Source organism: Proteus vulgaris (assembly GCF_016647575.1).
In the GTDB taxonomy this organism is placed as follows: domain Bacteria; phylum Pseudomonadota; class Gammaproteobacteria; order Enterobacterales; family Enterobacteriaceae; genus Proteus; species Proteus mirabilis_B.
In genome coordinates, this window is the sequence record NZ_CP032663.1 from 3674254 (window position 1) to 3701064 (window position 26811).

The 26811-nt window shown below is 38.0% G+C and carries 26 protein-coding genes; 4 read left to right on the forward strand and 22 right to left on the reverse strand.

From position 1 onward, the window contains the following. Position 1: 1 nt before the first annotated feature. From D7029_RS16800 to D7029_RS16890, 19 genes are all read right to left on the reverse strand, one after another. Entirely contained in the window at positions 2–265 is a 264-nt protein-coding gene (locus D7029_RS16800) for a EutN/CcmL family microcompartment protein (protein WP_036934514.1), read from the reverse strand. A 26-nt stretch (positions 266–291) separates the two neighbouring features. Continuing rightward, on the reverse strand, positions 292–1959 hold the full coding sequence (locus D7029_RS16805) for an acetaldehyde dehydrogenase (acetylating) (protein ID WP_088494443.1): 1668 nt from the start codon (positions 1957–1959) through the stop codon (positions 292–294). Between the two features lie 73 nt (positions 1960–2032). Beyond that, on the reverse strand, positions 2033–2311 hold the full coding sequence (locus D7029_RS16810) for a BMC domain-containing protein (RefSeq protein ID WP_006536328.1): 279 nt from the start codon (positions 2309–2311) through the stop codon (positions 2033–2035). Between the two features lie 14 nt (positions 2312–2325). Beyond that, entirely contained in the window at positions 2326–2610 is a 285-nt protein-coding gene (locus D7029_RS16815) for a BMC domain-containing protein (RefSeq protein ID WP_006536329.1), read from the reverse strand. Between the two features lie 20 nt (positions 2611–2630). Beyond that, positions 2631–2909 (reverse strand): BMC domain-containing protein, encoded by a 279-nt coding sequence (locus tag D7029_RS16820; RefSeq protein WP_004249182.1) that lies wholly within the window; start codon positions 2907–2909, stop codon positions 2631–2633. Between the two features lie 677 nt (positions 2910–3586). Further along, positions 3587–4105 carry a FidL-like protein gene (locus D7029_RS16825; RefSeq protein WP_006536331.1) on the reverse strand — a complete coding sequence of 173 codons (519 nt, stop codon included), beginning with the start codon at positions 4103–4105 and terminating at the stop codon, positions 3587–3589. Further along, positions 4105–4965 (reverse strand): transcriptional regulator, encoded by an 861-nt coding sequence (locus D7029_RS16830; protein ID WP_194951321.1) that lies wholly within the window; start codon positions 4963–4965, stop codon positions 4105–4107. The genes D7029_RS16825 and D7029_RS16830 overlap by 1 nt, the downstream gene beginning before the upstream one ends. 26 nt (positions 4966–4991) lie before the next feature. After that, a complete protein-coding gene (locus D7029_RS16835) occupies positions 4992–5579 on the reverse strand; it encodes a TetR/AcrR family transcriptional regulator (protein ID WP_088494441.1) in 588 nt (195 codons plus the stop codon). Between the two features lie 269 nt (positions 5580–5848). Then, a complete protein-coding gene (locus D7029_RS16840; RefSeq protein WP_194951322.1) occupies positions 5849–6382 on the reverse strand; it encodes a hypothetical protein in 534 nt (177 codons plus the stop codon). Positions 6383–6503: 121 nt separating this feature from the next. Next, positions 6504–7778: a bifunctional O-acetylhomoserine aminocarboxypropyltransferase/cysteine synthase gene (locus D7029_RS16845; protein ID WP_194951323.1), complete on the reverse strand. Its 1275-nt coding sequence runs from the start codon at positions 7776–7778 to the stop codon at positions 6504–6506. A 254-nt stretch (positions 7779–8032) separates the two neighbouring features. Continuing rightward, the gene (yddG, locus tag D7029_RS16850) at positions 8033–8947 is read right to left on the reverse strand and encodes an aromatic amino acid DMT transporter YddG (RefSeq protein ID WP_194951324.1); all 915 of its coding nucleotides are present in this window, start codon (positions 8945–8947) and stop codon (positions 8033–8035) included. Positions 8948–9107: 160 nt separating this feature from the next. Next, entirely contained in the window at positions 9108–10151 is a 1044-nt protein-coding gene (gene potD, locus D7029_RS16855; RefSeq protein WP_194951325.1) for a spermidine/putrescine ABC transporter substrate-binding protein PotD, read from the reverse strand. Positions 10152–10262: 111 nt separating this feature from the next. After that, complete coding sequence (gene potC / locus D7029_RS16860; RefSeq protein ID WP_088494431.1) at positions 10263–11042, reverse strand: spermidine/putrescine ABC transporter permease PotC; 780 nt, start codon at positions 11040–11042, stop codon at positions 10263–10265. After that, entirely contained in the window at positions 11039–11899 is an 861-nt protein-coding gene (potB, locus tag D7029_RS16865; RefSeq protein ID WP_023583058.1) for a spermidine/putrescine ABC transporter permease PotB, read from the reverse strand. The genes potC and potB overlap by 4 nt, the downstream gene beginning before the upstream one ends. Further along, complete coding sequence (gene potA / locus D7029_RS16870; protein ID WP_194951326.1) at positions 11883–12998, reverse strand: spermidine/putrescine ABC transporter ATP-binding protein PotA; 1116 nt, start codon at positions 12996–12998, stop codon at positions 11883–11885. The genes potB and potA overlap by 17 nt, the downstream gene beginning before the upstream one ends. Before the next feature lie 545 nt (positions 12999–13543). Further along, positions 13544–14830 carry a S8 family peptidase gene (locus D7029_RS16875; protein WP_194951327.1) on the reverse strand — a complete coding sequence of 429 codons (1287 nt, stop codon included), beginning with the start codon at positions 14828–14830 and terminating at the stop codon, positions 13544–13546. A gap of 160 nt (positions 14831–14990) precedes the next feature. After that, positions 14991–15578: a PF03691 family colicin E2 tolerance protein CbrC gene (cbrC, locus tag D7029_RS16880; protein WP_194951328.1), complete on the reverse strand. Its 588-nt coding sequence runs from the start codon at positions 15576–15578 to the stop codon at positions 14991–14993. Between the two features lie 25 nt (positions 15579–15603). Beyond that, positions 15604–16119, reverse strand: coding sequence for a hypothetical protein (locus tag D7029_RS16885; protein WP_194951329.1), 516 nt, complete (start codon positions 16117–16119; stop codon positions 15604–15606). A 32-nt stretch (positions 16120–16151) separates the two neighbouring features. Continuing rightward, complete coding sequence (locus tag D7029_RS16890) at positions 16152–17345, reverse strand: AAA family ATPase (protein ID WP_194951330.1); 1194 nt, start codon at positions 17343–17345, stop codon at positions 16152–16154. 353 nt (positions 17346–17698) lie between these two features. Here D7029_RS16890 and dusA point away from each other — a divergent pair, with 353 nt between their 5' ends. Further along, positions 17699–18637 (forward strand): tRNA dihydrouridine(20/20a) synthase DusA, encoded by a 939-nt coding sequence (gene dusA / locus D7029_RS16895; RefSeq protein ID WP_228766791.1) that lies wholly within the window; start codon positions 17699–17701, stop codon positions 18635–18637. Positions 18638–18704: 67 nt separating this feature from the next. Here the strand turns inward: dusA and D7029_RS16900 are convergent, their stop codons facing one another. After that, a complete protein-coding gene (locus D7029_RS16900) occupies positions 18705–19688 on the reverse strand; it encodes a quinone oxidoreductase (RefSeq protein WP_194951332.1) in 984 nt (327 codons plus the stop codon). 153 nt (positions 19689–19841) lie between these two features. On the opposite strand from D7029_RS16900, the gene dnaB reads away from it, so the two are divergent. From dnaB to D7029_RS16915, 3 genes are read left to right on the forward strand one after another with little or no spacing between them, the layout of a single operon-like run. Beyond that, positions 19842–21251, forward strand: coding sequence for a replicative DNA helicase (gene dnaB, locus D7029_RS16905; RefSeq protein ID WP_036934568.1), 1410 nt, complete (start codon positions 19842–19844; stop codon positions 21249–21251). Positions 21252–21291: 40 nt separating this feature from the next. Continuing rightward, positions 21292–22383: an alanine racemase gene (gene alr / locus D7029_RS16910; protein ID WP_088494422.1), complete on the forward strand. Its 1092-nt coding sequence runs from the start codon at positions 21292–21294 to the stop codon at positions 22381–22383. 53 nt (positions 22384–22436) lie between these two features. After that, positions 22437–23633, forward strand: coding sequence for an aromatic amino acid transaminase (locus D7029_RS16915; protein WP_088494421.1), 1197 nt, complete (start codon positions 22437–22439; stop codon positions 23631–23633). A 105-nt stretch (positions 23634–23738) separates the two neighbouring features. On the opposite strand, the gene D7029_RS16920 is transcribed toward D7029_RS16915, so the two are convergent. Then, the gene (locus tag D7029_RS16920) at positions 23739–25088 is read right to left on the reverse strand and encodes a serine dehydratase subunit alpha family protein (protein WP_088494420.1); all 1350 of its coding nucleotides are present in this window, start codon (positions 25086–25088) and stop codon (positions 23739–23741) included. Positions 25089–25152: 64 nt separating this feature from the next. Then, complete coding sequence (locus D7029_RS16925) at positions 25153–26484, reverse strand: amino acid permease (protein ID WP_194951333.1); 1332 nt, start codon at positions 26482–26484, stop codon at positions 25153–25155. Positions 26485–26811 lie beyond the last annotated feature (327 nt).

Here is a 26811-nt window from a genome sequence, read left to right on the forward strand (position 1 = left end):
ATTACTCCTTACTGTCCCGATAAACCTTCTCAACAATGGCAACCACTGACATCGCTTTGTAACGCTCTTTGTTCAGTGCGAAGTATTCTTCAGCCAACACAACATCGTTGATACCTGCACCTACACTATCCACTGCAACATACGTTTTGTTTTTCAGTGGCTTAAGCTCATCATCTAAAGTGGCAATCATTAATAAATTGCTCCCTTTAAGTTCTGGGCTTTTTTGTGTCGCTACTACGTGTCCGATTACCTTTGCGAGGATCATGGTTTATATCGCCTTATATCAATGAGTTATTTACTCAGACGTCCGAGAACTTCCTTGATAATGCGTTCCACGTTTTCTTCGGTAATATCACCTTGTTCAATCACTTGTTGCGCACAAGCACTGACCGTCGTTGCATAAGGAGATGCGCCAAAGCGATCATCACCTTGAGTTTGACGTTGTGCAGTTGCACATTCCGCATGAACAGGGGTTAAAGACGGTGAACGAAAACGGTCATCATCAAGAATGCTGGTCTGGTGATTTGCGCTAGAAACAGCACAAGCAGAAACAGCAGGTTGAGCAGCTTCTTGTGCTAAAGGACAAGGTTGTTTCAACTCTTCAACAGTACGCACGCCATAACCTACTTTACGAATATTCAGTAGATTCATTGGGCCAACGTTGTCAGAGCTAGAACCACCACCAACAGCACCGCAACCTAAAGTAAGTGCAGGAGTAATATTGGTTGTTGCACCGATACCGCCTAATGCCGCAGGAGTATTAATCAGAATACGGTTAACCGGTTTTTCTAAGGAGAACTGACGAATAACATCTTCATTTTTGGTATGAATAACTAAGGTATGACCTAAACCTTCGTTAGTCAGTAATTGCACCACGCGATCGCACGCTGATTTCCAATCTTCTTCGATATACATCCCTAAGATTGGGCATAATTTTTCACGTGAATACGGATTTTTTGGTGAAACAGTATCTTGTAATGCGATTAATACACGCGTATTTGCGGGTACGCTAAAACCTGCACGCTGACTTAAATAAATCGCATCTTTACCCACAACTGCTGGGTTAATTGTGCCGTTAGCACGCAGTAACATTGAAGCCACTTTTGTTGCTTCTTCGTCATTCATAAAGTAAGCACCTTGCGCTAATAACTCGCGGTGAACTTCGTTATAAATGCAACGTTCAACGATAATGGATTGCTCTGATGCACAGATAACCCCATTGTCGAATGTTTTACTGGTGATGATATCGCTCACTGCTTTTTTGATATCGGCACTGCGTTCGATAAAGGCAGGGCCATTACCTGGACCACCACTGATTGTCGGTGTGCCTGATGCATAAGCTGCACGCACCATACCTTCGCCGCCAGTCGCTAAAATTAATGACACATCTTTGCTGTGCATTAATTCTTTTGTCGCTTCAAGTGTCAGTAATGTCACACCATCAACGATACCTGCTGGCGCACCGGCTTCTAGCGCTGCTTTTTTAACAATTTCTAACGCACGGAAACTACACTGTTTTGCATTTGGATGCGGAGAGAAAATAATCGCATTACCCGCTTTCAGTGCAATTAGGGTTTTATAGATAATGGTTGATGTTGGGTTAGTTGAAGGAACTAACGCCGTGATAACACCTAAAGGCACGCCAACATCCATGACTTTTTTCACTTTATCGTCATTGATGATGCCAACGGTCTTCATGTCTTTCATATGTTCATACACACGCAATGACGCGAAGGTATTTTTCAGGACTTTGTCTTCCCACTTACCAAAGCCTGTCTCTTCGTTTGCCATTTTTGCCAGCTCTTCTGCATGACGAGCGGCTTCAAATGCAATGTGTTTTACAATACTGTCGATTTTTTCCTGCGAAAACTTAGCATAAACAAGTTGTGCATTTTTCGCGTTACGAACTAGCTCACGAGCCAGTTGTCTGGATTGCAAATCTTTATCTAATGCAACCATGTCTTCCCCCATACAGGAGTTAAAAAATTTAGCTGAATAACTTATTTCTTTGCTTTACAGCACGCCTGAAAAATCAGGCTTTGTGCTGTTGTGCGATTTTCTCGATATCGTTATGCGGTCTTGCAATAACACGAGAAGTCACCACAGTGCCGATACGTTTTGCCGCTTCAACACCTGACTCAACCGCTGCATTTACTGCACCGACATCGCCTTTCACCATTGCTGTCACTAAACCTGAACCGACGTTTTCATAACCAATCAGTTCAACATTGGCTGCTTTGCACATTGCATCAGCAGCTTCAATGCAAGCGACAAGACCTTTGGTTTCAACTAGACCTAGTGCTTCTTTCATATTTATTTCCTTCGTTATTCAGTCACTTTGTACTGGGCAACGATTTTTTGAATATCGTTATGTGGACGAGCGATAACTAATGAAGTCACAACAGTACCAACACGTTGAGCAGCTTCTAAGCCAGATTCCACAGCGGCTTTAACGGCACCGACATCACCTTTCACCATTGCAGTAACTAAACCTGAACCCACATTTTCGTAGCCGATTAACTCAACATTTGCCGCTTTACACATCGCGTCAGCTGCTTCAATACAAGCAACCAGCCCTTGAGTTTCAATAAGTCCTAATGCATCACCCATACGTTCTCCTAAGGCAAAAACTATGCCTTGTGTTTGATAACAATCTTGTTGATGTCATTGTGAGGACGAGCAATCACGAGCGATGTAACAACTTCACCCACGCGCTGTGCTGACTCCACACCTGAATCTACTGCAGCTTTCACTGCGCCTACGTCGCCTTTCACCATCGCAGTCACGAGACCTGAACCCACATTTTCATAGCCAATAAGTTCAACGTTCGCGGCTTTACACATAGCGTCAGCGGCTTCAATACATGCCACCAGACCTTTGGTTTCGATCAGACCTAATGCATCACCCATTTTCATTTCCTCCGAGAAGCCGTTTAACGGTTTACGTTTGCCCATTGTGTCTGCGTGGTGATTTTTTAAACGCAGACTTTGGTTTCAAAATCACTATAACGCGTAAAAATGAAAACAAAATATAAATCCATGATATGAACATATATAGAATTTAACTCTGCTATTTAGTGTTTTTTATGCCTGCATTTATATATCTATGCTGTTAATTTGTTTTTTTCATCGTTATAAATTTATTGATTTCCGCAAAAAATAGATGAAAAAGCAGGCGAATTAACTTTGTTAGGAGGATGTTGAAAAGGTGCAAAAAGGCAGTACATATTGACGAGAAAGATGTGCGAGATATCACTGATATTTCAATGTGAGATCAATAATTGAAAAAGGCTAAATCGAGTCTATATACAAATCGTGCTATTTTTTTGTCGATACCGTATTTATTAAATCTAAACCTTTACTGCGGTGTATAAAAAATAAAGATGAGTCCTCTTATGCGATAAAAGTCATGCAAGCAATCAGTTCAAATTACGGAATAAGCAAAGCACTAAATTTAAGAGCTAAACCTAAAACTATGTGAGAAGAGAAGGTCAATTAACAGGATGGAATGTATCGCGTTTTAGATAAACAAAAAGGCGGCTATATAGAGGCCACCTTGCAAAAATAAGATAGGATAATCAGGACGGTTAATCGAATTTACTGCCCGGTTTTAAGGTGCAAATATAGAGCGGTGAATTGAGCGAACTTAATAGTAATGTTTTTTCATTTAGCTTCTGTGCATTAATAAATAGCCCATCATGGCTATCTGACATTTCACGCATAAAATAGTCAAAAATAACGTCTGGGGATTCATCGATTGAGGATGCACTAGCGTCCCATTGGCTAACAAAATAGTGACGTTCGGTCGGTGAAACACGTTTGGTCGTATAATCAAATTTCACATAGCGTTGTAAATACAACCATCCGGCTTTTGAGGTGGTATAGCCTTCAACAACAATTGATCCTTTACCATTGGCACCAAATGAAAAATGAATATTGCCATTTACATTTTCATCTTCCATATTTTCAAAACGCATAATGCCTTTGGTTGAACAAACCATGACACCTTCATTTTTAATGGTTAATAATCTTGTTGCAGCATAAGTAGCGACCAAGATAAAAATCAGGGCCGATAAAAAACATAAAAGTTTCCCTGAGATTTTCATTAGTATTTCCAAGAATAGTAAAAGTAATTGTCGCAATAACTAAATGGATTATCTTCGTTCTTTGCACAGTGCGCTAAAAATACTCGCCCCAATCCATTTGTTTGTAGTTTATCACCATAGAAGAAAACGAATCGCTCACCTTTCACGCACTGTAAATTAAGCTTCTTTCTTACAGCATCAAAATTGCGAACATAATTATCACTTACCGCAGAGTTAATCATGGCTTCATTAGAAAGTAATTCACAATCATTGTGTGTTAATGGTGTCAGTGAAATTGGCTTTGATTGATGTTGATTAAAAAAGATAATTACCGCAAGAAATACTGCACCTAATAGAAAACCAATGCTGGCTAAATACCAACAAATTTCTGGTTTCTGTTTTTGTTGCGGTGCTTCTTCTTGTGTCGACTCTAAAGGTGTTTGAGTTTGCGTTAAAGATAAAGGTGTCGTTGTTTCAATGGCTATTTTGTCTTCATCTTTAACTAAAATAGGTTCTTCTTCATTTGTTTGAGTTGAAGGTAATAGCGTTGAATCATCAATGAGTTCAACTGAAATATCCGGATTAAACTCTAGTCGCCCTTTCGCAATAGTGACAATGATATTTTCAATACCGTAATGGCGAAATGTTTTTCGTAATAAACTCAAATATTGGTTTAAATTACTGTTTGATGAAACTAGCCCATTATCATCCCAAACACGTTTTAATACTTCATCACGATTAACAACACCTGGATGCTGAATAAAATAAAACAGTAACGCATTTGCGGTAATAGAAAGATGTGTATCAACACTCTCTTTTTCTAACGATATCGCGCCATCCGTTGCGTCGTAATAAATTAAGGCATTTATTTTGTATTTCATTGTGCCCTCATTCATCCTGATTAAAATTACTGATTTGCTGTGTTTGCCATATAGTCAAATGTCATCTCAGATAATCTTTCAACTAATGCGCTACGCTCTTCTTGTGAAATCGTAGGGCCTTCTGTTAATTCAGATAACCAAAGACCATCTGCGGCATAACGAATTAATGTACCTAAATAGCTATTATCTAATTTATCGCCTTTGGCTAAATGATCTAACATCCAATCTCGCCAGCATTTACGCATAATAGGCTCGTTTGGCATTGCTAAAGACAGTATGGCTAATTGGCGACTTTCGTCTGACTGTTTTAAATCAGAAATATAAGTTAAATATGCGCGAGAAAAACGCCCCGCTTCAATAGGATCATTTTCCATAATAACTGCAATGCGACTATCCATAATACCTAATAGCCGTTTAAATACTGCCTGCACCAATTCTAATTTTCCGGGGAAATGATGAAGTAGACCACCTTTACTTACCCCTGCTTCTTTTGCTACGGCATTTAAAGAGAGGGAAGCTATTCCTTCATTAGCCACAATAACACTTGCCGCTTCCAATAATTGCTCTTGAACTCGGATAGGGTCTTTTTTTCGGTGATGCGCAGTTGTATTCATGCATAGGATGATACCGACCAGTCGGTATGTTCCTTATTGATCGAAATCAATCTGATTTCGACTGAGGCTTATTATATGTAAATAATGGAGTTGACTTCACATTCCTTTATTTTTTAATAAAACTTAATTTAAAAAATAAAATTATTTTATAAAATTGATCTAATTAATTAAATTTAAATTTAAGGATGACTAAAATTTGATTTTTATCAAAAAATAAATATGTTTATTATTTCATCTATTAATAAAAGTTAATAAAAATATAATACCATTTAAATGGTATTATATTTATTTCCATCAGAAAGAGCAGCCTCGTAAGGCTCAGAATAAATATTTTCACTAGATTCTTCTATGCTATCAACTACAATACTATATTCATCTTCAATTACTGATGATTTATTTTCATTCCTTGACTCAGGGAGTTTTCTTATTAAATCTAAAATATTTTCATTTATTTCTTCATATATAGGATCTTCTTTATTATTCATTTCTTCATATATATTCCTTCCTTCATATATGTCGTTTTCTATATTATCTATTTCTCCATTCACTTGATCTTCTGTCGTATTCATTCCACATTTTTCATTTAAAAAATCCTTTAAATTACCGAGTGAAGTTTTTTTTGGATCATTATGATTAATAAGACTCAGATCTGTTGCTGCTTGTCTAAAAGAAGTATTACTATTAAATAAACCCGTTATACCCGAACGAAGACTAGAAAAAAAATCGACAACACTGTTTATTGCTTTTCCTGCTCCTGTTGTCAGTTGATTCACTGCATCTCTAAATATAGAAGTAATATTCATTATATATCCTTATATTAAAAATAATAAAATTAGCCCTTCTAAAATAGATTAGTAAATTTAAGAAATTTAAGTATAAAAAAACCTCCTTTAAATAAAGAAGGTTTTAATTTGATAATATTAATTAAATGCTGGCTTTTAATGCCTGATCTAAATCTGTAAGAATATCGTCGATATGTTCAATACCGATAGATAAACGAATTAAATCTCGTGAAACACCCGCGCGTTCTAATTCTTCATCATTTAATTGGCGATGAGTGGTTGAAGCTGGATGACATGCTAATGATTTTGCATCACCAATATTCACTAGACGAACAATAAGCTGCAATGCATCAATAAATCTAGCTCCTGCTTCTGCACCACCTTTGATCCCAAAAGAGAGAATACCGGCTGGTTTACCTGACATATAACGTACCGCTAAATCATGCTCAGGATGATTGCTTAAACCTGCATATTTAACCCACGCAACTTGAGCGTGATTTTGCAGATATTCAGCTACTTTTTGGGCATTCTCAGTATGACGATCCATACGCAATGCCAGTGTTTCTAATCCTTGTAGGATCAAGAATGCATTAAATGGCGACAACGCCGCACCAGTTCCACGCAAAGGCGCAACACGACATCTTGCTATATAAGCAGCGGCACCAAAATGCTCGACATAATTTACCCCGTGATAAGAAACATCAGGTGTATTTAGTATCTCAAAACGATCTTTATGCTCAGCCCAAGGGAATTTACCGGAATCAACAACAATGCCGCCGATAGAATTACCGTGACCACCAATATATTTAGTTAAAGAGTGAATAATAATATCCGCACCATGCTCAAAAGGGCGGCATAAATAAGGTGTTGCAACCGTATTATCAACAATTAAAGGTACACCATGACGATGAGCGACATCGGCCAATGCTTGGATATCAACAATATTTCCACTTGGGTTTGTGATGGTTTCACAAAATACCGCTTTTGTTTTATCGTCAATTAACTCTTCAAGAGCAGCAATATCATCATGAGGAGCAAAGCGAGCCTCAATACCAATACGAGGGAATGTATGCGCCATTAAGTTATAAGTGCCACCATAAAGCTTAGCGACAGAAACAATATTGTCACCCACTTGTGCAATAGTTTGAATTGCATAAGTGATAGCTGCCATACCTGATGCTACGGCAACTGCCGCAATTCCACCTTCTAATGCTGCAACACGTTTTTCTAATACGTCATTGGTTGGATTCATTATTCGGGTGTAAATATTACCAGGCACTTTTAAGTCAAAGAGATCCGCACCATGCTGCGTATCATCAAATGCATAAGATGTTGTTTGGTAAATAGGTACAGCAACGGCTTTTGTAGTTGGATCAGGTGAATAACCCGCGTGAACAGAGAGTGTCTCAAGTTTCATAGCAATTCCTTTTTTGTTGCATTTGTTCTTATAGTATTACTTATACTCTAAATAATTCGAGATACAGCCAAGTGACAAGTGAATGAATCACTAATCAACAATGCTGCAATCTGATAAATGATAAGTATAGATAAGCCGATATTCATCTCATCGCATAGTGAAAAAATTTCAACTTACACAAATGCTTCTTTTTTTAAATAGCGTTTATTGAGCCAATGACCTCTATTTGCATCAATATTTAACTTAATAACCCTCTATTTTACCGTTTTAAGTGGTTTTATCGTTTTTTGACGAGTCGCTAACCAGCAAATTAAAGAGCCACCAGTCACCATCATTACACCTTGCCAAAATGAGAAAGAGAGTGCGGTAGACAATAATATTGATGAGAATGCAGTAGAAATAACGGGAGTAAAATAAGAGAGTGTCGCCAATAATGTCACATTGCCCCTGATCATACCGATTGTCCAAGCAGCATTTGCAAGCCCAATAGCGGCACCGGTTATTAACAATAGCGTGATACTTTTTGTATTAACAATCCATTCTACGGGTGTAGAAAATAAATATTGCCCCCACAAGGCAAGTGACGTTAATAGGAAGAATGGCACAATGCCGTTATTCCCGCCAGACATAAGGCGAGTTAAATTACTATAAAACGCCCATAAAATAGCACCTGAAAACGCTAATATATAGCTTAATGGATTACTTTGAATATTCGTCCATAAACCGTCAATTGTCAGCGGATTATCACCACTAACAACCCAAACTAATCCACTAAATGCACATAATAATCCGACAATCAGCAAAATAGAGAATCGCTGTTTATTAAGTATTACGGCAAGGGCTAACGTAAAACTAGGCCATAAATAGTTAACCATTCCTAGCTCTATGGCTTGTGTTCGGTCTGTTGCAAATCCTAAAGCCAGAGATAAGCACACTTCATAAGTGACAAATAATAGCCCCCCCCAGATAAGATAGCGTTTAGGAAAGCGTGATAATTTAGGGACACCTAAGATCAAAATAAGAAAGAGTGTGCCTGTGGTATAAATCAGTGCAGCACCCCCTACGGCACCAAAATACTCACTAATATTACGAATTAAGCCAACAATGGTGCTCCAAAGAAAAATAGCAACAATGCCATATAACGTCCCTTTTGATGCGCTAGATATCATTTTGTGCCTTCAATTAAGTTTATTAACTCACTAATAAAAAGTGTTAATTACCTTTACGCTTTCAACAAATAAATTCAACTTATATCCTTAAATAAAAATGCGTTTTTTTCACCATAAAAAAGCCACCTTAAAGGTGGCTCAGAACTATACTCAAACGCGATCAGCGTCCAGCTTTTAATTTTTGGTAATAGCTTTCGTATAATACGGTTGCATCACCCACATCATTTTGCCATTCACCTTTGTTAATAATCTCTTCTGTTGGATAAAGAGAATTATCTTTAGTGATCACATTTGGCAATAATTTTTGTGCCGCTAAGTTAGGAGTTGGATAGCCAATGTTTTCAGCTACTTTTGCTGCAACTTCTGGGCGTAATAAGAAATCGATAAGTTTATGAGCACCTTCGACATTCTTGGCATTCGCAGGAATAGCTAAGCTATCCATCCAGAAAATGCCCCCTTCTTTTGGCCACACCATTTCAATAGGTGCACCCGCATCGCGCGCAATAAATGCCGAGCCATTCCAAATCATCCCTAAATTAACTTCCCCTTGCATATAAGGGTTAGCGGGATTATCTGAATTAAATGCTAATACGTTTGGCATCAGTTTTTGCAGCTCTTTATAGGCTTCTTCAATCTCTTTAGGATCGGTTGTATTGCCTGAATAGCCTAATTTTAATAATGCCATTTGGAAAACTTCACGGGCATCATCGGTTAATAACAGGCTATCTTTATATTCAGGTTTCCATAAATCTGCCCATGAAGTTATGTCACTCACATCAACTTCATCACTATTAATACCAATAGCGGTCGCACCCCAAATATAAGGAATGGAGTAGTCATTTTGGGGGTCGAATGATTTATGTAATAAACTAGGATCGAGATTATCAAAATGGGTTAATTTTGATTTATCGATTTTTTGTAGCATTCCTTCATGACTCATTTTAGAAATAAAATAAGTAGAAGGAACCACCAAGTCATAAGCACCATCTTTATAGGTCTTTAACTTGGTATACATGCTTTCATTGGATTCGTAGGTGGAATAAATCACCTTAATCCCAGTTTCTTTCGTAAACTGTTCAAGCAGACCAGGCGGAACATACTCCGTCCAGTTGTAGAAATATAATGTCTTACCATCATCAGCCGATGCTGTGCCGATACTTAATGCCATTACGCTGGCAGCAAGTACTGAGGACCACTTTTTCATTTATGTTTCCTTCAGTGGTTGATGCGTTAATATCAAATAGGCAGCGAGCCTACCTCCAACAGATTGGTCTTCAGACCCCAAAAAGTGCGAGAAACTCGCACTAATACATGTTTACGCTTTGCCAGTTCTGTCTCTTAAGATCAACTGACTAATTAACACTAATACTAAGGATAGACCTAAAAGGATGGTTGCAAGCGCATTCACCTCAGGTGAAACCCCAACTTTTACCATTGAGTATATTTTCAATGGCAAAATTTCATAGCTTGGGCCCGTCACAAAAGAAGAAACCACAACGTCATCCATGGATAACGTAAAGCTTAATAACCAACCTGAAGCCACTGCTGGCATCGCCAGAGGCATAATAATTTTACGTAAAATAGTAAATTCACCTGCCCCTAAATCTTTCGCTGCTTCCAACATTTTCACATCAAATCCACTTAATCGTGAGTACACAGTAACCACAACAAAAGGCAGACAAAATGTAATATGTGAAAATAGAAGCGACCAAAATCCTAATGAAACACCTAGGATCATAAACAGTACAAGCAACGAAATCGCCATAACAATATCTGGCGACATCATCACAACAAACAGCATTCCACCGACAAATTTTTTGCCACGGAAACGGTAGCGATAAAGAGCAACTGCCGCTAACGAGCCAATTAATGTCGCAAATGTCGCAGAAGTAACGGCCATTGTTAATGAATGTCCAGCTGCTTGAAGCAGACTGTCATTATTAAATAAAATGGTGTACCAATCTGTGGTAAATCCTTTCCAATTAATCCCGAAACGTGATGAGTTAAAAGAGTTAACTATCAGAATGATGATCGGGATATAAAGATACGCGTAAATAATGGACATAAATCCACCACGCAATAACCGTCCTATCATTCTATTTCTACCTTCTTATGCAGTAGCTTCACGGCTCGGTAATACACAAACAGCATTAATCCCATCACCAATGTTAAACAAATACTTGTGGCTGCACCAAAAGGCCAGTCACGAATATTTAAGAATTGGCTTTTAATTACGTTACCAATTAATAAATTTTTCGCACCACCCATTAGATCAGCGACAAAGAATAAGCCCATTGCAGGTAGCATTACGAGTAAACAACCCGCAATAATTCCCGGCATTGTTAATGGAATAATAATACGAATAAAGGTCTGAAATTTATTAGCACCTAGATCACGCGCTGCTTCTAAACAAGGTTTGTCTAACTTTTCAATGCTGGAATATAACGGTAATACCATAAAAGGTAATAAAATATAAACCAGCCCCAGTACAACTGCTTCTGGGGTATAAATAATTCTGAGTGGTTTATCAATAAGTCCAATCCACAACAGGAATTCGTTAAAATAACCTTTGGTACTTAGGAATATCTTTAATCCATAAATACGAATAAGCGAGTTTGTCCAAAAAGGTACTATCAATAAAAACAACATTAGAGGCTGTATTTTTTTAGGCATTTTTGCCAGAAAATAAGCAAAGGGATAACCTAATAATAAACAAGCTAATGTTGCGACTACCGCCATATTAATAGAATGCAGTAACACTTCTGCATACATAGGATCAAATAAGCGATAGTAGTTATCGAGTGTAAAGACCATCTCGACAAGATTGGCATCATCACGCGTTAAAAAACTGGTCGCAATGATCATGATATTCGGCAAGAAGACGAACACCATCAACCAACCCACAACACCGGTAATTACGATGTTTTGAAATAGTTTACGTGTTTTCTTCATCTGCCAGCACGACCTCCCAGCTTTCAACCCAAGTTACTGCAATTTTTTGGTCTAACGAGTGATCAACATCCGGATCATCTTCATTAAAGAACTCACTGACCATCACCACCTTACCATTTTCCATTTCAACAACAGAATCTAGCGTCATGCCTTTATAGTTACGTTCACGAACATAACCAATTAGCCCAGGAAGGTTTTCGAGATCGTGAATTTCTTCAACACGGAGATCTTCAGGTCGAAGCAATACTTTGAGTTTCTGGTTTTGTGTCACAGGTAATGTGGTGTAAATATCACATTCATGACCTTCAACATCAGCACGAATACGCGTTTCATCAATACGATGGAGAACGCGAGCATCAAAGATATTAATTTCACCTATAAATTGCGCAACAAACAGATTTGTTGGCTCTTCATAAATTTCACGCGGAGTACCATCTTGCTCAATACGTCCTTCACGCATCACCACGATCCGGTCTGACATCGTCAGCGCCTCTTCTTGGTCATGAGTCACGAAAATAAAGGTGATCCCTAATTTACGCTGTAAGGCTTTTAATTCATTTTGCATCTGTTTACGTAATTTGTAATCCAGTGCAGATAATGATTCATCAAGCAATAAGACCTTTGGTTTATTCACAACAGCACGCGCAATCGCGACACGTTGTTGTTGTCCACCAGAAAGGTGTGCAGGACGGCGTTGTGCGAAATCTTCAAGTTGCACCATACGCAAAGCTTCTTCAACGCGAATGTTAATCTCATCAGCAGGTGTTTTCTGCATACGAAGACCAAATGCGACGTTTTCAAAAACAGTCATATGTGGGAAAAGCGCGTAACTTTGAAAAACCGTATTTACAAAACGTTGTTCCGCTGGGATATCCGTAATATCTTGCCCATCAAGGATAATTTGCCCATCGTCAACGTCTTCTAAACCCGCGATTAAACGCAAAACTGTCGTCTTACCACAGCCCGAAGGACCGAGGATGGTTAAAAACTCGCCATGGTTGATAGTGAGATCGAGGCGGGAAATAATTTGTTTTCCGTCGAAACCTTTACTTAAGGATTTTAATTCGACAACTGGTGTCAGAGATGTTTTCTCAGTCATTTAAGGTAATACTCTATCCCGAAGAATAATGCAGATAGAACCGCCACTGGAAAAGACTGTGTGAGCTGCCGGAGCATTATGCTCCACAGAAGCCCAAAACCAGCGACGCCGTATGTATAGTACAAGCGGAAAATGATAAACGCAGTGACGTGAAATTGAAAGCAAAAAGGTGCATAAACAATGAAAAACTATTCATATTTAAGTTTTTCATAATAAACCACACTCTTCGAGGAGCATGATAAAAATCCAATAAAATCAAAATGCTATTGATTTATATAAATCGTAAAAAACGACTAAGTTTATGATTAAATAAATTTTCTCTTAGAAGTTGTCTAATCACCTTATTTTCCTATAAAAACTGATTATCACGTTTATTTGCAATACTATTTTATGGTTATTATTTATACAAAAAAGTGGATTAAATTGTGCTTATTTTTAGATCTCAGTCTTATTATGATAATAAAAACTTTATATATCATAGAGATGAAGTTTAAATAACACCTCCTAATATTTAGGAGGTGCTAAAAGAATTAATACTATTGTTCTTAATGACGTTTTATTAGTTTTTTTAAATACAGAATTGCGTTATTCACATTGGGTAAAGGCCCAATTTTGTCATTTAACAGTGGAAAAGTGCCTGTTCTAATTAATAAGTCACGCATTTGTATCGGCGTTAACACACTGTTTGTATGGTCTTTATACCAAGATTGGATCACAGCAGCCGCTCCCGCAACTAAAGCACTGGCTGACGATGTACCACTAAAATTAGCTGTATAAGTATGGTTATCATCACTTCGAAATAGATCACCATAACCCGCGGTTGCAACATCCTCTCCCCACGCTTGTACATGAATAGGTGAACCATGTGTTGAAAAAGGTAATCGATTTAATGTATAGGGCGAACCAGCACCAACACGTATTGAATTATTATCATGACGCTGTCGATAACTTTCATAAGCAGGCAAATCTAGATCTACCCCTCCATTACCTGCCGCCATAATCACAATGATCCCAGCATCGGTTAAGGCGCGAGTCGCCTCCCAAATATGCATTTCATAATCCGCAGGTACGTAAGCTTGATGCTCGCAGATTGTCTGCATTTCATATAACACGATATCACCAGCATGTAGTATGCGTTTACTCGCAATGATCGCATCAATACGTCCACAAGTTAATTCGGAGATGGCATAAAACATATCTAATTTATAAGCGAGTCCAGTGATCCCTTTACCATCATTTTTCCCCATAATTAAGCCAGCTACTGCCGTTCCATGATCTGCCTGACTGGTTTTTTCATTAAAAGGTAATAATGATGTAATGTTATCCGTTGATAAATCATGATGAGAAAGATTAAAATCCCATTCAATATCAGCTACTTGTATTCCTTGCCCATAGGCTTCTTGTTCCCATGCTTCGCAAATTCCTAGCCCTTTAATTTTATTAATATTCACCGTTTTTTCTGGTGTATTTAGATATTGCTGATATTGAGTAAAGTCAGGCGTAATATTAGGAGGTTCAATAGGCTGTATAGGCACTGTTTGTATATATTCAATATCAGGGTGTTGTTTTAATACTTTAATAATTTCATCTAAAGCATAATGATTATTCTCTGGTAAATTAAGATAATAATATTTATTTAGATCATTAAAGTTTATTGAGATAGAATCAATATGACTTCTAGGTGGTAATTGATGAACAGATGAAATTACTGGAACTAAAGATATATTAGTTAAAAGGGAGTGATGCATTTCATGGGAAGTAGGAAATGACAGATTTTTATTATCACAATCAAGATTGTTTAATTTTATAAGTATCTTTCTTTTAATGTTCATATTCAATGCTCCTCTTTTTATTTTTTCGCTTTATAGCGTAAAATATTGAGCAATGACTATTTCCATTTTTAATAGAGATAATATAAATAGGTTATTTTAAAAAAATTAATATTAAGTCTATATACTAAAAATAGACTTAATATTAATTGAGTAATGTTTTTTAACTAAAATCGATATGTAGACGTAGTTTTCCACAACAACAACACTTAAATAAATACCCTTGGCAATGGTCTCCATTGGTTAAATTATTAGGTAAGTCATCCATATTCATACCTATTTCACCAATATCGTCTTCCAAAGAAACAAATTCATCTAATTTATCAGCAATATCTTCCCACCCAACATAACCAACAAATGCACAAAGATCGCCACAATGTATAAGCCAATGTTCTTGTTGCCATCCTTGATATCCCGGCGTTCTACGGATCAACTCTTCAAGATTTTCTTTAGGTACACCTGATTGATAACCTGAATATTCACCGTTACTGTCATAGGTTGATAATGTTCCTTCAACAGAGGAGAGATCTTGAAAATCACCTTCAAATTTCTCACTGGCAGAGCCATCTGCGATACACCAAGGACAAAGTGCTTCAATATCATCAACACTAAAAAAAGGCCCTTCGTAGTAAATATCGGTTTTCTTTCCACAACAATCACATATAACGGTATCATCTGTGATAAAAGCACCTGTTTTTATCGGTTCAGGGTGATATTTAAAATAAGGTAATGCTCTTTTTTCTATTGGCATTATGTTTTCCTATTTTGTTTTTTGGCTATTCATCTTCGATTTGGTAAAAAAGATGATCTTTATCTAGAAAAACAATATAAAACGTATTCGTATCGAATTGCACTTTATGTTTTTCAGTTAAATGATTAAAAGTCGATGGATGGATCACAAAACCAATAAGCCGCACTTTATTGCCTAATCTAAATCTTGCCCAATGAGCATCTTCAGGTACAAATGCGGGATGTTTAAAAACCGTATTTCTAGGAAATTTTCCATAATATTCAAGTATTTTAAGCCCACCGCTACCAACACGCTGGTTCTGCCAATAATTTAATGGTTCCTTTGTATATTCTTTTAGTTTTTCCATTAAATTTTCAAGTGATGAAATACCAATATTATTATTCCAATCAGTAAAGCTTTGTCCCGCTTCCTGATCAGCATCAAAATAAGCAAAATTAAACTTACACTTACTCTCAATACCTGATTTATCAATGGTATAATGAGGAATATCCTTAATAAATTCTCTGACTAATCTATTATTTTTGAAATTCTTTTTAATCATTAAACATCCTTTTATTTTATTAGATTATTTCATTAAAAGAGCGCTTTAGGAACACCTCCAATTTTCCCTTTATTATAAAAAGGAGATATTGCTCTATCATTTCTTAATAAAGGAATTTCGTCTAAACGATAACAATAGCTTTCATTATTTTCTTTATTTACTAACAGCGTATGATATCGCCCTAACTTATCGATTATTTCAGTATTATGTGTAGTAACAATAAGCTGAGCACCTTTAGTATTAATGGATAAATCTGTAAATAAATTAATAATTTCAGGTAATATCATAGCATGTAAATGAAGATCAAATTCATCTACAATTAATAATCCTCCACTCTTCAATATAGCCCAATAATTAAAAAGAACATTAAACAGTGTTTTTGTCCCCATAGATTCATCTGAATAAATAAGACTAAATTCCTCATCGCCATATTTATGAATAAATAAAGGGAAATCAACATCATTACCAGATACATCTTTCACTGTTTCAATGATAATATCACTAATTCCATCATCACTATTTTTTATGATCTTTTTAACAAAGGTTAAAGCGTCTAAATTATTTTTATAGAAAGAAGCTCGAATATACTTAGTATTTTCTTCAAAATCTTTTTTTAATCCGTCATAGCCAACATTAAAAATAAACAAATCAAAGAAATTTTTTATATTAATTAGATCTGCCACTTTTTTATTAAAACTAAAATCAGAGGTTAAGCTAATTATAGATTGATCTTCTTTTAATTTTATTCTTTTTAACTCTTGATACTCTGATATACAAGAAACAATTTTATTTTCATGCCGTTCAATAAAGAGAATATCTTTACTTCCATCTTCATTTTTATTTCTAATTAAAATTTCTTTTTTAATTCCTTCTTTTGTTATTTCTAAACCATAATAATAAATCATACCTTCTATTTCCAGCTCGATATAAAACTCGATATTCTCTTTAGAAAAGAAAAATGATTCTATGGGTATGCGCACTTCCTCACTGTTTTCTAGTGTATTAAAATGCTTTGTAGTCATTCTTTTTGTAACGAAACAAAATAGAAAAGAAAGCGCTTTGAGAATATTGGTTTTACCTGAACCATTAGCGCCTTTAATACCGATAACAGTACCAATATGTTTACCATGAGAAATACTTATTGGCGTATTACCATCATATTCAAAGCTAATTTCAGCGCCTTGTTTGAAACTTGAGAAATTTTTAAAACCAAAGCGTCTAATCATTATTTAAATCATCCATTCTCTATCAAATATCTGAGGATTGTACAATAAATAGACCGATCAAATATACTTTTTTTGTCATTTTTGTCAAAAGTAGCCAATTGAATTATTTATTCTCTTAACAACCATACTTCTTTAAGTACATATCTAGCATCAGATCCAGCATGTGTAAGCTATCCTCTATGCTATAATGCGCGCTCATTTTATCTCCTTAACAATTTAGAGATAATCACCGCCTAAATAGACGAAAGAATTACAACATGTCAGAAAATATAGAACTCAATAAATCAACAGAAAATCATGATGTTAATAGCAATTCAAAAGAATATAATTTGAACCGCTTCTCTGTTGCGCCGATGCTCGACTGGACTGATCGTCATTGTCGTTATTTCTTTCGTCAATTAAGTAAAAATACATTGCTCTATACTGAAATGGTTACAACAGGTGCCATTATTCATGGTAAAGGTGACTATCTAAAATACAGTGAAGAAGAACATCCAGTCTCTTTACAGTTAGGTGGAAGCGATCCTCAAGCGTTAGCGCAATGTGCAAAATTGGCACAAGAGCGTGGCTATGATGAAATTAATTTAAATGTGGGTTGTCCTTCAGATCGCGTACAAAATGGGCGCTTTGGGGCTTGTTTAATGGGAGATGCACAACTCGTCGCTGACTGTGTGAAAGCCATGCGCGATGTCGTTGATATTCCTGTTACAGTAAAAACACGTATCGGGATCGACGACCAAGATAGCTATGAATTTCTCTGTGATTTTATTGATACTGTTAGCCGAGATAATAACTGCGATACCTTTATTATTCATGCACGTAAAGCATGGCTATCGGGTTTAAGCCCCAAAGAGAATCGTGAGGTTCCACCTTTAGATTATCCTCGTGTTTATCAATTAAAACGTGATTTCTCGCATCTTACCATGGCAATTAATGGTGGCATTAAGTCATTAGAAGAAGCGAAGGAACACTTAAAATATATGGATGGTGTTATGGTTGGTCGTGAGGCTTATCAAAACCCGTCAATTCTAGCACATGTCGATCATGAGCTTTTTGATAATCAGTTACCTATTGCTGATGCAGTCGCGGCAGTAAGAGCAATGTATCCTTATATTGAAAAAGAGCTTTCACAAGGCACTTATTTAGGTCATGTAACTCGTCATATGTTGGGAATTTTTCAAGGTATTCCGGGTGCTAGACAATGGCGTCGTCATTTAAGTGAAAATGCACACAAACAAGGCGCTGATTTATCTGTTTTAGAAAATGCACTTAAATTTGTGACTGAAAAATAATTGATACATAAGTATTTAAAACCTGTTTAATGGATTTCAAACAGGTTTTAAATCTTACAAACAATCATTAAGGAATAAGTAAGCTTGATCCTTGAGATTGTCTACTTTCAAGATAACGGTGTGCATCTTTCGCATCTGCTAACGCAAATTTCTGATTATCTGGCACACTGACATCAATTTTACCACTACCAATTAACGCAAATAACGCTTCACTTGCAGCATCTAGCTCTTCACGTGTTGTGATATAACCCGAAATAGATGGGCGCGTGACATACAAAGAGCCTTTTTTATTGAGAATACCTAAATCAACACCAGTTACTGCACCTGATGCGTTACCAAAACTCACCATTAAGCCACGATGCTGCAAACAGTCTAATGAATCTAACCAAGTTGCTTTACCAACAGAATCATAAACAACAGGTACTTTTTGGTTATTCGTCAGTGCCAAAACACGTTCCACAATCGACTCAGTCTGGTAATTAATCACTTCCCATGCGCCTGCAGCTTTTGCTTTGGCGACCTTTTCATCACTACCTGCTGTACCAATCATTTTAGCACCAATTGCTTTCGCCCATTGGCTTGCAATTAAACCAACGCCACCAGCAGCTGCGTGGAATAAGAAGGTTTCACCTGCTTGTAATTTATAGGTTTCATTGAAGAGATAATAAACCGTTAATCCTTTTAAGAAAGAGGCTGCGGCTTGTTCAAAAGAGATATTATCAGGCAGACGTGCCACTTTATTTTCTGGTACATTATGCGTATCACTATAAGCCCCTAGCGGAGATTGCGCATACACAACTCTGTCCCCTTCTTTTAGTGAAGTCACTTTAGCGCCTGTTTTGATAACAATGCCTGCGGCTTCAGTGCCTAATCCACTAGGGAGTTGGCTTACAGGGTATAAGCCGCTACGTACATAAGTATCAATATAGTTAATACCAATTGCCTTATTGGCAACCTGAACTTCGTGATCACCAAGAGGAGCCGGTGTAAATGTTGCTAGTTCGAGAACATCAGCACTGCCATGAGCTGCAAATTGAATGCGTTTAGCCATTGCTATCTCCTTTATAGGATGAGGGGTTAAATAAGCGAGCTCTAAATACCTTTAGAGATAATGACAAAGGATAGCTATTTCTACAAGGCACAGATAATTGGGTTAGCGTATACTAGAGCGTACTGACACTTTTTCGATTTTTATGCAGGATTTATGGCCAGAAATAAGACCACTGACAAGCTGATGTCTGATATCAAAGACCGACAAATGGAGGGATTAAAGCTACCTCCCCATTCGCTGGAAGCAGAGCAGTCCGTGTTAGGCGGTCTGATGATAGATAATGAACGTTGGGATAATGTTTCTGAACGTGTCACCGCAGAAGACTTTTATAGTCGACCTCATCGTACTATTTTCTCGCAAATGCAACGCTTGCTGGAATTAGGTAAACCTATCGACCTTATTACACTATCAGAAGCATTAGAACAAAATGCCGAACTAGACAGTGTGGGTGGTTTTGCTTATTTAGCTGAGCTTTCAAAAAATACGCCAAGTGCAGCAAACATCAATGCTTATGCGGATATCGTCCGAGAGCGTGCCGTTGTTCGCGATATGATAAAAGTCGCCAACGAAATTGCAGATGCGGGTTTTGATCCTCAAGGTCGCACCAGTGAAGATCTACTCGACTTCGCTGAATCAAGAGTGTTTCAAATTGCTGAAACTCGTGCCAATAAAGACGAAGGCCCAAAAGCAATAGAAGCAATTTTAGAAGAAACCGTTGAAAAAATAGAACAGCTCTATCAAAAACCTCATGATGGTGTCACAGGGGTTTCAAGTGGTTATCAAGATCTTGATAAAAAAACCGCAGGATTACAGAAATCAGATTTAATTATTGTCGCGGCACGTCCTTCTATGGGTAAAACCACATTTGCCATGAACTTATGTGAAAATGCGGCAATGACAGAAGAAAAACCTGTACTTATCTTCAGCTTAGAGATGCCCGGCAACCAAATCATGATGCGTATGTTGGCATCATTATCTCGTGTCGATCAGACAAGAATTCGTACAGGCCAGCTTGATGATGAGGATTGGGCTCGTATTTCAAGCACCATGGGTATTTTGCTTGAAAAACGTAATATGTATATTGATGACTCATCAGGTTTAACACCAACAGAAGTACGCTCTCGTGCTCGTCGAATTTATCGTGAACATGGCGGTTTAAGCCTTATCATGATTGACTACTTGCAGCTAATGAGAGTACCTTCATTATCTGAAAACAGAACACTAGAAATTGCTGAAATTTCTCGTTCTTTAAAAGCGTTAGCTAAAGAATTACAAGTTCCCGTGGTTGCTCTATCACAGTTAAACCGTAGTTTGGAACAACGTGCTGATAAACGCCCTGTTAACTCCGACTTACGTGAATCAGGCTCTATTGAGCAAGATGCTGACCTTATCATGTTTATTTACCGTGACGAGGTTTATCACGAAAGTAGCGATTTAAAAGGTGTTGCAGAAATCATCATCGGTAAACAACGTAACGGCCCAATTGGTACGGTAAGGCTTACCTTTAACGGTCAATGGTCACGCTTTGATAACTATGCTGGCCCTGCTTACGACGATGAATAATCACTAACCTTGACTTAATTAAAGGAAGTATTGGAATAATATGAAAGCGGCAACCGCAGTGATAGATCGCCGCGCTCTGCGTCACAATTTTCAGCATGTGAGAGACTATGCCCCACATAGCCACCTGATAGCTGTCGTGAAAGCAAACGCTTATGGTCATGGGTTATTAGAAACAGCATATACCTTAATGGATAATGCTGATTGTTTTGGTGTTGCACGTATTGGTGAAGCATTAACCTTACGAAGTGGGGGTATTGTAAAACCCATTCTTCTGTTAGAAGGCTTTTTTGATGTCGTTGACCTACCTATTTTAGTCGTCAACCACATTGAAACCGTTGTTCATAGTCAAGAACAATTAGAAGCATTAGAACAGGCTGATTTAGATGAACCCGTTAAAGTATGGATGAAAATCGATACGGGTATGCATCGTTTAGGAGTACGTCCTGAAGACGCACAAGCCTTTTATTTACGGCTTTCCGCCTGTAAAAATGTACAACAACCTGTCAATATTGTGAGCCATTTTAGTCGTGCAGATGAACCCGATGTTCCTGAGGCGACACAAAAACAAATCTCACTATTTCAAGATTTTATTCAAGATAAAGCCGGTGATAAGTCTATCGCAGCTTCCGCGGGTATTTTATTTTGGCCTCAAGTCCATTATCAGTGGGTTCGTCCCGGCATTATCACTTATGGTATTTCTCCTACGGGTGATGAAAGAACGGGTAAAGACTTTGGTTTAACCCCCGCAATGACGCTAAAAACAAGCCTGATTGCTGTTCGTAAGCATAAAGCCGGTGAGCCTGTTGGTTATGGTGGCACATGGATAAGTGAAAAAGACACTTATCTTGGTGTGATCGCGATTGGCTATGGCGATGGCTATCCTCGCAGTGCACCTTCAGGTACTCCTGTGTGGATCAATGGTCGAAAAGTGCCTATTGTTGGTCGTGTTTCGATGGATATGATCAGCGTCGATTTGGGGACTGAACTAATTGATAGTGTTGGTGATGAAGCTATTTTATGGGGAGATGTGTTGCCCGTAGAAGAAATTGCCAAATATAGTGGTATTAGCGCCTATGAGTTGATTACCAAATTAACCTCGCGCGTCATCATGGAATACCTAGACGAACAATAATACACACGATATTGTATCCCTATGACACACTAAAAGTGATTGGAGAAGAAGCCGTGTTTCAACAGGTTGAAGCGTTTCCGGGAGATCCGATTCTCTCATTGATGGATGTTTATAACAAAGACCCGCGTCAGGATAAAATTAATTTAAGCATTGGTCTTTATTATGACGAAGAAGGCAAGACCCCTATTTTAGGAACAGTTTCAGTTGCACGTCAGCAACTCAATGCCATGACACCCACCGCAACACTTTATTTACCAATGGAAGGGCTCGCACCTTATCGTAGCGAAATTCAAGATCTTCTTTTCGGTGCAGATAATCCTCTAATTGCAGAAAAGAAAATTGCCACAATCCAAACATTAGGTGGATCAGGTGCATTAAAAGTGGGTGCTGATTTTCTGCATCGCTATTTCCCAGGATCAGAAGTGTGGATAAGTGATCCAACTTGGGATAATCATGGTTCTATTTTTGCGGGCTCAGGTTTCAAAGTGAATCACTACCCTTACTTTGATCCTGAAACCAAAGGCGTAAAATTTGAAGCTCTGTTAGATTGCTTTAAAAAACTGCCTGAAAAAAGCATTGTATTGATGCACCCTTGTTGCCATAACCCAACTGGCTCCGATCTGACTAAAGATCAATGGGATCAAGTCACTGAAGTATTAAAAGCTCGCCAAGCAATTCCATTCTTAGATATTGCTTATCAAGGCTTTGCCGAAAATTTAGATGAAGATGCTTATGCTATTCGTACTATGGCAAAAGCAGGATTACCGATACTTATCAGTAACTCTTTTTCAAAAATATTTGGGATCTACGGTGAACGCGCAGGCGGATTATCCATTGTTTGTGAGAATGCCACTGAATGCGAACACGTACTGGGTCAGCTAAAAGCAGGTGTACGCCGTATCTATTCAAGCCCTGCAAACTATGGTGCACAAATTGTCAATAAAGTGCTATCAGACCAAGTTTTAACTGCACAATGGCAAAAAGAAGTCGCACATATGCGTGACCGTATTAAAGAGATGCGCGTGACTTTAGTCGAAGCTTTAAAAGTTGCCCTGCCTGAAAAGAATTTTGATCATCTATTAACTCAACGCGGTATGTTTAGCTATACCGGCTTTACACAAGCACAAGTTGATAGATTACGTGATGAATTTGGTATTTATCTTGTCGGTACAGGTCGTGTTTGTATGGCAGGTGTTAATACAGGTAATGTTCAACGCATTGCTCAAGCCTTTGCCGCTGTAAGTATCTAAGCTAATCAACGTGATTTCATGATAAAAAAATACCTGCCTATTCTCATAAGCAGGTATTTCTTTTTACTACATAACAACATCACTGTCGCTTTAGGTTTTCGCCTTTTATATATTGACAGCTTGCTTCTTTTCCCCAGCATTACGACGCGCTTTTTCTTCCATAATCTCAATGATTTGAATATCTGTATGTTGCATTGCACGACTGGCTAATGCACAGAGATTCGCTATTGAGCTATCGACATCGTCACTGACAATACCATCAGTACCCGCAACACTTTGATTTTGCATCGCCATTAATACCGCTTTATAAGCACTCGCTGCACTACTTGATACTTTCATTGCACAGCTATTCGATGCGCCATCACAGATAATGCCACTGATATCACCAATCATACTGTTGATAGACATACTGACCGTGGTGAAATCTTTTGTGAGTAACCATGCCATCCCTGCAGCAGCCCCCATTGAAGCGGTTGTTGCAGCGCAAAGGGCGGAAAGAGGTGGAAAATGGCTATGAACATAGATTGCCATTAAGTGAGATAAAACCAACGCACGCAGTAAGGTTTCATCATCAGCTTTGATAAATTCAGCAACAACCATCACAGGCAATGTTGCAGCAATCCCTTGATTGCCTGAGCCTGAATTACTCATTGCCGGTAATACCGCTCCACCCATGCGAGCATCGGATGCGGCTGATGCTCTGATCATGATTTCATTAAGTAAGTCTTTACCTAACAAACCTTTCTCTTGTTGCAGAATTAAGGTACGACCAATGGCTAATCCATAGGTGTTTTGTAGCCCCTCTTCTGATAAAGCACCATTTAAACGGGCGGCATTGAGCATAAACTCAATTTCACTCACTGGCACATTAAGTGCAAAGTTATAAATATCTTCAGCACAAACATCAGTAAAAGGTTTTTCATCAGTACATTCGCAATTGTTGGTAAGCGCTGATTTATCTTCCTCAAAAACAACGTTACCGTTACATTCACAACGAACAACGTGTGTATGTTCTCTTGCGATACTGACGATGGCATAACCAGATTGGCTATACACTTTCGCTTCAGAGTAAAGAACATCTTCACAAGGTGCTTTTACACCCACTGTGACTTTACCTTGAGCAACCAGTGTCTTAGCTTGAGCAACTGCATCAGCGGATGCTTTTAACAAGACTTCCAGCCCTGCATCAGGATCTCCTCCTGTCGCACCCAATGCTGCTGCAATAGGTAGCCCAGCCATTCCCGTTCCCGGCACTGTTACGCCCATTCCGTTTTTCATCAAGTTTGGTGAAACCCAAGCTTCGACACGAACAACAGGCTCGCCTAAAAGTGCGGTTGCTTTCGCGGCTGCCAATGCTAATGAAATCGGCTCAGTACAACCTACAGCGGGTTTAACACCTTCACGTAACTGACGAACAAACTGTGACCATAAATGAGAATTTTTGTTCTGGCTCATAATCTAACACCTTGGATTAATTTAGTTTTTAAAAACAACTCCTAACTAGAACCGAAGTTGGCGACTATGAGAATGCCAAGAACGGAGAGATAACGAGCAGTAAACCGGTAAAGATAATCAGGTAAAGTGACGCACCTTTGTATTTATGTAACATCGGTACTTTGTACACTAAGTATGCAGGGATAAGACAACCCACCATACCGAAGATTGGGCTACAAATTGAAGTGAAGCTCAGCACTGGCGCATTAAGGATAATTGCACCCCATGCCAGTAACACAGCAAAAATCATAATGCCGTTTTGTACCCATTTTTGATTGATTTTCTCTGCTGGGATATAACGTTGCAGGATGTTCATCACAATCCCTTGTGTCGCTTCACGGAAACCTAAGTAGACACCAAAGAACGCAGTCATTACGGCGAAGATGTTCAGCATTACGCTTACAACCGTTACCCAACCACCAGGGAAGAATTTCGCAGCAATCGCTAATGCAGAGATATTTTGCTCATACGCTTTAACTGCTTCATCATGACCCATTGCTAATGTGAATGAGATTGCATAGAAGAAAACAGTACAGAACAACACACCGAAAGCAATGTTCATTGCACGTAGCGCTTTATGACGAGCAACTTCACGGTTTTTATTACGACCACGGTAAGAGATAACCATTGGGCTTAATGTTTGGATAAACAGAATTGAAGTCAGTGTAAAAGGTAATGTAATGATTGCTTCTTTGATTAAACGTCCAACTGGTGGTAATGCACCTACGTTATAAAGATGCCACATACCAATCATGGAGATCCCTAACGCTGCAACAACAAACAGTTTAGTCAGTACCATAAAGCTTGATACTTTAAACAGTAATTGTTCACCACGAGAGGAGATAGCCACTAACGCACAAATCAGGATCAAACCATAGAATGGGTTTTCTGACAGTAAACCTTCAGTAACACCAAATGTTTGTAAGTAAGAAGCACTGTCATTAGTGATTGCTGTTGAGTAAACAAACATCCAAATGACTAACATCACAAAGTAGAGCGCACCTAATAAGATACCCCAGTTTTTACCGAGATAACCGGTGATAACGCTTGGGTAGTCTTTACACTCTGGAGATTCAGCCAACGTATTAATAAATAGACGTTGGAAAAGGTACATAGCCGGATAACCAATGATCGAGGATAGTAGGAAAACCCATAATCCCATCAGACCCACCTGCACAGGTAAAAACACAATACCTGCACCGATAGCCATACCGATACTCATGATAACCCAGCCCACATCATTGCCGTCGAATTTAATTGCCGCACGCCATTCTTGTTCAGTCATACCTGCGCGGCGAGCGCCAGCACTAGTTGCGGGATAGCTTGTGGTCTCTGTTTTTGAGGAAGCCGTTTCCATATTAGTACTCACTTTTTATATTGTAATTGTTAATAGCAAAACGAATTTTTGGGGGTAAAAAAGTCTATCTAACATTGCGATGTCGAAATAGCCTTACTCTTTGCAGGTATTATTTATTATGGGGTAAATGATAGGGAATATTACGGAGAAAAAAGTTGTTATAAATCGTGATAGCCCGAAATGATTTGGAAAAAAATTCTATCGTAAGGAGAAAAGTAGGATTATCTGTTCAAAGAGCACAGTAAATAATAACCTTCCCTCTGTTGTAACCTTTATAAATACACAACATATTGATTAATAATGGAAAAGACCCATTGTTATACAATA

Coding starts and splice junctions, on each gene's coding strand:
- D7029_RS16800 (WP_036934514.1), bottom strand. CDS start 265: ATGATCCTCGCAAAGGTAATCGGACACGTAGTAGCGACACAAAAAAGC.
- D7029_RS16805 (WP_088494443.1), bottom strand. CDS start 1,959: ATGGTTGCATTAGATAAAGATTTGCAATCCAGACAACTGGCTCGTGAG.
- D7029_RS16810 (WP_006536328.1), bottom strand. CDS start 2,311: ATGAAAGAAGCACTAGGTCTAGTTGAAACCAAAGGTCTTGTCGCTTGC.
- D7029_RS16815 (WP_006536329.1), bottom strand. CDS start 2,610: ATGGGTGATGCATTAGGACTTATTGAAACTCAAGGGCTGGTTGCTTGT.
- D7029_RS16820 (WP_004249182.1), bottom strand. CDS start 2,909: ATGGGTGATGCATTAGGTCTGATCGAAACCAAAGGTCTGGTGGCATGT.
- D7029_RS16825 (WP_006536331.1), bottom strand. CDS start 4,105: ATGAAAATCTCAGGGAAACTTTTATGTTTTTTATCGGCCCTGATTTTT.
- D7029_RS16830 (WP_194951321.1), bottom strand. CDS start 4,965: ATGAAATACAAAATAAATGCCTTAATTTATTACGACGCAACGGATGGC.
- D7029_RS16835 (WP_088494441.1), bottom strand. CDS start 5,579: ATGAATACAACTGCGCATCACCGAAAAAAAGACCCTATCCGAGTTCAA.
- D7029_RS16840 (WP_194951322.1), bottom strand. CDS start 6,382: ATGAATATTACTTCTATATTTAGAGATGCAGTGAATCAACTGACAACA.
- D7029_RS16845 (WP_194951323.1), bottom strand. CDS start 7,778: ATGAAACTTGAGACACTCTCTGTTCACGCGGGTTATTCACCTGATCCA.
- yddG (WP_194951324.1), bottom strand. CDS start 8,947: ATGATATCTAGCGCATCAAAAGGGACGTTATATGGCATTGTTGCTATT.
- potD (WP_194951325.1), bottom strand. CDS start 10,151: ATGAAAAAGTGGTCCTCAGTACTTGCTGCCAGCGTAATGGCATTAAGT.
- potC (WP_088494431.1), bottom strand. CDS start 11,042: ATGATAGGACGGTTATTGCGTGGTGGATTTATGTCCATTATTTACGCG.
- potB (WP_023583058.1), bottom strand. CDS start 11,899: ATGAAGAAAACACGTAAACTATTTCAAAACATCGTAATTACCGGTGTT.
- potA (WP_194951326.1), bottom strand. CDS start 12,998: ATGACTGAGAAAACATCTCTGACACCAGTTGTCGAATTAAAATCCTTA.
- D7029_RS16875 (WP_194951327.1), bottom strand. CDS start 14,830: ATGAACATTAAAAGAAAGATACTTATAAAATTAAACAATCTTGATTGT.
- cbrC (WP_194951328.1), bottom strand. CDS start 15,578: ATGCCAATAGAAAAAAGAGCATTACCTTATTTTAAATATCACCCTGAA.
- D7029_RS16885 (WP_194951329.1), bottom strand. CDS start 16,119: ATGATTAAAAAGAATTTCAAAAATAATAGATTAGTCAGAGAATTTATT.
- D7029_RS16890 (WP_194951330.1), bottom strand. CDS start 17,345: ATGATTAGACGCTTTGGTTTTAAAAATTTCTCAAGTTTCAAACAAGGC.
- dusA (WP_228766791.1), top strand. CDS start 17,699: ATGCTCGACTGGACTGATCGTCATTGTCGTTATTTCTTTCGTCAATTA.
- D7029_RS16900 (WP_194951332.1), bottom strand. CDS start 19,688: ATGGCTAAACGCATTCAATTTGCAGCTCATGGCAGTGCTGATGTTCTC.
- dnaB (WP_036934568.1), top strand. CDS start 19,842: ATGGCCAGAAATAAGACCACTGACAAGCTGATGTCTGATATCAAAGAC.
- alr (WP_088494422.1), top strand. CDS start 21,292: ATGAAAGCGGCAACCGCAGTGATAGATCGCCGCGCTCTGCGTCACAAT.
- D7029_RS16920 (WP_088494420.1), bottom strand. CDS start 25,088: ATGAGCCAGAACAAAAATTCTCATTTATGGTCACAGTTTGTTCGTCAG.
- D7029_RS16925 (WP_194951333.1), bottom strand. CDS start 26,484: ATGGAAACGGCTTCCTCAAAAACAGAGACCACAAGCTATCCCGCAACT.